Source organism: Acidovorax sp. KPB24-07, assembly GCF_057543315.1.
On record NZ_BAAJYS010000323.1, the window covers coordinates 1 to 3,756 of the forward strand.

The 3,756-nt window shown below is 70.3% G+C and carries 3 protein-coding genes; all 3 read right to left on the reverse strand.

The features are described 5' to 3' along the window. On the reverse strand, positions 1-2,469 hold a 2,469-nt coding region (locus tag AC27IQ_RS20175; RefSeq protein WP_487090554.1), incomplete at its 3' end, for an EAL domain-containing protein. A 198-nt stretch (positions 2,470-2,667) separates the two neighbouring features. Beyond that, positions 2,668-3,084 (reverse strand): hypothetical protein, encoded by a 417-nt coding sequence (locus AC27IQ_RS20180; protein WP_487090555.1) that lies wholly within the window; start codon positions 3,082-3,084, stop codon positions 2,668-2,670. A gap of 172 nt (positions 3,085-3,256) precedes the next feature. Next, positions 3,257-3,756, reverse strand: a 500-nt coding sequence (locus AC27IQ_RS20185) for a DUF1294 domain-containing protein (protein WP_487090556.1), incomplete at its 5' end; no start/stop codon positions are given.

The window sequence follows — 3,756 nt, forward strand, 5'->3', positions numbered from 1 at the left end:
CGGGGCCGTGCCCTGGACGGCGGCCCGGGGCATCGGCTCCGGGCGGCTGATGGCATGGCCTTGCGCATGGTCCACGCCCATGGCGCGCAGCGCCTCCACGATGGCCGGCGTCTCGGCGAACTCGGCGATCGTCTGCTTGCCCATCACGTGGCCGATGTGGTTGACCATCTCCACCATCGCCCGGTTGGCCGGGTCCTCCAGCATGTCGCGCACCAGGGCGCCGTCGATCTTGAGATAGTCCACCGGCAGATGCCGCAGGTAGGTGAACGAAGACATGCCCGCGCCAAAGTCGTCCAGCGCGAAATGGCAGCCCTGCTGCTTGAGCTCGCGGATCAGGCGGATCGCGTTGGGCAGGTGGGCGATGGCCGCGGTCTCGGTCACCTCGAAGCACAGCTGGTTGGCCTGCACGCCGTAGCGGGCCATCTGGTCGCGCAGGTACTCCAGCAGGCTCTCGTCGCCCACGCTGGTGCCGGACAGGTTGATGGCGCACAGCGTGATGGGCCGCTCCTGCGGCTGCTGCCGGCGGCGCTCGGCCAGTGCGGCAAAGGTGTGCTCGACCACCCACCGGTCCAGGGCCTGTGCGAGGCCGAAGCGCTCTGCGGCTGGCACGAATTCGCCAGGGAAGATCGCCTGGCCGCCGTCCCCCTGCAGGCGCAGCAGCACCTCCACATGAATGCCGCCGTCGTTCGGCGCCCGCAGCGGGGCGATCTCCTGCATGTAGAGCTGGAAGCGGTCCTGCTCCAGCGCCTGGCGAATGCGCTGCACCCAGTGCATGTCGTCCAGGTGGCGCGACATGGCCGCGTCCTGTGGCTGGTAGACATAGACCGTGTTGCGCCCGCGCTCCTTGGCGCCGTAGCAGGCCATGTCGGCCACGCGCAGCACCTCCTGCAGGCTGGTGAGGTCGGCCGTCAGGTGCACGAGACCGATGCTCAGGCCCGTGCGCAGGGTGCGGGCACCCCAGGGCAACCGCAGCTCCTGCGCATGGTGGCGGATCTGCTCGGCGATCCGCTCGGCCACCTCCTGGGGGCAATCGTGCAGCAGCACACCGAACTCGTCCCCGCCCAGCCGCGCCAGCGTGTCGCCCTCTCGCAGGCCGCGCTGCAGCATGCGGCAGACCTCGCGCAGCATCTCGTCGCCCGCGGGGTGGCCGCAGGTGTCGTTGATCACCTTGAACTGGTCCAGATCGATGTACAGCAGCGCGCCCGCCACCTCGGAGGACCGCGGCCGCGCCAGCATCTGGCCCAGGCGCCGCTCGAACTCGCGCCGGTTCGCCAGGCCGGTGAGCGTGTCGTGGCTGGCCTGCCACGCAAGCTGCTCCAGATACTGCTGCTCGCGCGTCACGTCGTGCAGCACCAGCACGGCGCCGGCCAACTGGCCCTGGTTCATCAGCGGCGATCCCACCAAAGTGACGGGCACCGTGCTGCCGTCCGGCCGCACGATGCGGTGCGGGTGTTCGTCGTGCAGCCCGACGGTGCCGTGCAGCGCGCGCTCGAGCAGTTGGGTGATGCTGCTGCCGTGGGTGGCGGGTGGCTCGGCGCTTCCGGTGGCCTTGGCGCCGTCTGGGGGGCCCGTGTGCAGCAGTTGCGCCAGCGGCATCCCAAGGCTGTCCTGGCCGGTGCGTGCCAGCAGGCTTTCCGCGGCGGGGTTCATGTAGCGCACGTTGCCGTGCAGATCGGTGGTGACGATGCCGTCGCCGATGGCCGCCAGGGTGGTATGCGCCTGTTCGCGCTCGGCCTCCAGCGTGGCCTCGACCTGGCGGCGTTGTCCCATCAACTGGCGGGTGTGCGCCAGGGTCAGGGCGATCAGCGCCAGCACCGTGGCCACGTTCAGCCACAGGAGCCACCCCATGATGCGCCGTGAGCTGTCGCCCATCGCCGCGCTGAAGTCGGTGGCGGCCGGCGTGACGCCGACGTCGATCTCATCGACCTGACGCTGCCAGCGCTGCACCATGTCGGGCGTCACGCCCCCGGCCACATAGCCGGCACGGATCTCGCGCGACAGGGCGTCCAGCCGCTGCAGGTATTCGTCGCCCAGCATCCAGTGCCGGATGGGCTCGCGCAGGATGTCGTGGTCCCGGAACAGGTGGAGCATCCAGATCAGCCCCGTCACGTCGCTCGGGTGGTTGCCGCCGCGCAGGAACGCGTCGCGGGCGCCGGCCAGGTCGGGCTCGGGGGCCTCGATGAGCAACCGTGCCTCCCGGTCGGCCAGGGGAATCTGCAAGGCCTGCTGGAACTGCTCGTACAAGCGCCCCTCGCCCGTGGCGACGTATTGGCCCAGGTGGTGGATGGCGTCCTTCTGGCCCTTGGTCCACTGGCTCTCGCCTGCAACGAACGCGCGCACGGTGGACAGCACGTACAGGCTGGCGGAGGCCACGACGGCCTGCAGTATCAGGATCGCAATGAAGGGGCCGGTGAGGCCGGACGTCCACGGGCGCCGACGGTTTCCTTGCAGGGGAGTCGGCGTGTCCATGCAGTCACCAGGAAGGAATGCCGATGTTCGGTGGCGGGCGGCGCCAGCCCTGCGGGAAGGCCATGCCCGGCGCCCCCATCGCGAGAGGGGCGCATCCGGCAGACGACGCAGTGAGGCAGGCCATGGCGAACTATATCGGCAGGGGCGCCAAAGTCCAAGGTGCCTTGCCGGTCAGTCCGGTGCACGCTGCTCGCCCGGTCAGGGCACGGGCTGCGGGATCAGGTCCTCGATGATGAGCCGGCGGTAATAGAAGGCGGCTTGCGCGCCGTGCGGCTCCAGCGCGGCCTGCAGGGTTTCCGCGTCGTCGTCGTCACCCACCTTGACCAGCAGGCCATGGTGCCCGGCCGCGGCCAGGTCGGAGATGCGGCGAACGATGGTGCCTTCCGCGCCCACCGAGGGCAGGGGGGTGTCGGCATTGCCCAGCGTTCGCACCACATGCTGCAGGATGGCGTCCGGCGTGGCGTGGGAGATGTTGGTGCGTTCGCCATCGGCCCCCAGGGCTTCGGCGGCATCGCGGGCGTGGGCCTCATCGGGAAAGAGGGCGAAGACATGGCCGGTGGGGTAGAAGGTGCCGGCCGAGGACGTCATGTCCGGGTCGAGGACAAAGGGCTTCATAGGGTTCCTCTCGCTGTGGATTCAGCGGCCATTGGGCCCGGGCCCGGACGTCGGCGCTGTAGGGCGGGGCAAGGCCGCCGTGTGGGACGCGTCCCAGTCGGGCGTTGCCGGACTGGCGCAGACCCGGCATCGAAACGGCCTGCGGCGCAATGAAATCGCCGGCATGTCGCTACTAAAAACGTAGCAATATGCCCGACTGATGGGCCAGCACCGCGGCCAGCGCGGCGCAGTGCACGGCCACGGTGAGCCAGTAGACCGCGCGGAACGATGCCTTGCTCGACTTGTGCCGCAGCCACTGCTGTGCCCACCACGCGGCCGGCCAGCCGCCCAGCACGGCGAGCAGGTGCAGCCGCTGCTCGCTGGTGCGCCATCCCCCGCTGCGTGCGGCGTCCTTGTCGCTGGCATACACGGCGAAGGTCACCACGTTGACGGCCACCAGGGCCGCCAGCCATCCCATGGAGATTCGCTGCGTCCAGACGCCCCAGGCCACGAGCGCCAGCCACGCGACCATCCACGCATAGGCCACGCCATGGTTCGCGGAGCGGGCATCGCGCGAAGGGGGGCGCCGCCGGGCCGGTGGCGACGCAGCGGCGCGTGCCTGTGCGTCTCCGGCAGGTCCACGCTGGTGCGTTTGCCGGGGCGGTGCGCGGCCAGGATCAGTCCGGGCGGGCG